The organism is Candidatus Protofrankia californiensis, assembly GCF_900634765.1.
GTDB classification, from domain to species: Bacteria; Actinomycetota; Actinomycetes; order Frankiales; family Frankiaceae; genus Protofrankia; species Protofrankia californiensis.
In genome coordinates this window covers 1,474-2,954 of sequence record NZ_CAAAFT010000217.1, presented here as the reverse complement: position 1 = coordinate 2,954, position 1,481 = coordinate 1,474, and the positions used below count along the sequence as shown (strand labels likewise).

Sequence of the window (1,481 nt, the reverse complement as noted above, 5' to 3'; positions counted from 1 at the left end):
CTCATGGCAGGTCCTCCCTGCATGACAGGTCCTCTCTGAAGGATGCGGTGACGGTGCCGAGCCCCGCGATGGTCGCCCGGTAGGTGGTAGCGGGCGTCACGGCAACCATCGGGCCGAGGGCGCCGGAGAGCACCAGGTCGCCCGCGCGCAGCGGGGATCCGAACTCCCGCGCGGTGCGTGCCAGCCACAGCAGCGCCTGGCACGGGTCACCGAGACACGCCGCGCCGGTGCCCTCGGAGACCACCTGTCCGTCAGCGGTCATGGCCATGGTCATGGCGGTCAGGTCCAGTTCACCGAGTGGCTGCCGGTGGGCACCGAGGACGAACAGGCCGCAGGAGGCGTTGTCCGCGACCGTGTCGACGATGCTGATGTCCCAGTCCGTGATCCTGCTGTCGACGATCTCCAGCGCCGGCAGGACCTGGTCCACCGCGGACCGCGCCATCTCAAGATCAAGATCGGGCCGGTCGAGGTCAGCGCCGAGGACGAACGCCACCTCAGCCTCGATCCGCGGCTGGAGCAGGTCCGCCGGGTCGATGGGGGTGTCCTCGCCCCTGGCCATGTCGGCGAAGAGCACGCCGCAGTCGGGCTGGTCGACCCCGAGCTGGCGCTGGACGGCGACGGACGTCAATCCGATCTTGTGCCCGACGAGGCGGCGCCGGGCCCCTACCGCCGCCTTGATGAGCAGCCGCTGCACCGCGTACGCGGCGGCGATGTCGCCGTCGCCCAGCAGGTCCCGCACGGGCGGGCAGGGCCTGCGCTGCCGGGTCGCTGTCGTCAGCCGGTCGGCTGCCTGCCAGTACCGTTCCAGATCGGGCACGGTGCTGGCGGGTGTGGGTGAGCTCGTCATGGTGACACGTACTCCCGATGTGCTGAAGCTTCCTGTCTGGCGGCATGACTCCTCTGGCGGCATGACGGCCGAGGCATGGCTTTCGATCAGCCCATGCTGCTGCCACCGTTGACGCTGAGGACCTGACCGGTGACGAACCCCGAATCCTCCCTGGCCAGGTAGGCCACGGCCGCGGCGACGTCGTCCACGGTGCCGGGCCTGTTCATCGGGATCAGCTCGACGGCGCGGTCGACGACATGTACCAGCCGGTCCGGCAACGAGCCCGCGCGCAGGCCGGCGTCGAGCTCCGGAGTGCGGACGTAGGACGGGGCGACGACGTTGACGGTGATCCCGGCGGCGGCGAACTCACGCGCCAGACCCGTGGTCATGGCGTGCACCCCACCCTTCGCGGCGTTGTACACGGCATGGTCCACCAGCCCGTTGCGCACCGACTCGGCGCCGATGTTGATGACACGGCCGTAACCGCGGGCGACCATGTGCGGCAGCACCGCCAACGTGCAGCGCAGCACCGTCCACAGGTTGTTGTCGATCGTCGCCTGCAGGGTCTGCTCGGTGTGCTCCAGCGTCGGCCTGATCACCCCACCGCCGGCATTGTTGACGAGGATGTCAAGACCCCCGAAGGCGTCGACCGCCG

Annotated in this window: 2 protein-coding genes; both read right to left on the bottom strand. The window is 69.8% G+C overall.

Annotated elements, in window-relative coordinates:
* Position 1: 1 nt before the first annotated feature.
* A complete protein-coding gene (locus DD1DGNOD_RS11920) occupies positions 2-847 on the bottom strand; it encodes a 2-keto-4-pentenoate hydratase (RefSeq protein WP_131770122.1) in 846 nt (281 codons plus the stop codon).
* Between the two features lie 86 nt (positions 848-933).
* Positions 934-1,481: SDR family NAD(P)-dependent oxidoreductase (locus DD1DGNOD_RS11915; RefSeq protein WP_131770132.1), on the bottom strand; the 548-nt coding region annotated here is incomplete at its 5' end.

What these genes read in the sequence shown, in the direction of transcription:
- DD1DGNOD_RS11920 (WP_131770122.1), bottom strand. Translation starts at nt 847, where the DNA reads ATGACGAGCTCACCCACACCCGCCAGCACCGTGCCCGATCTGGAACGG.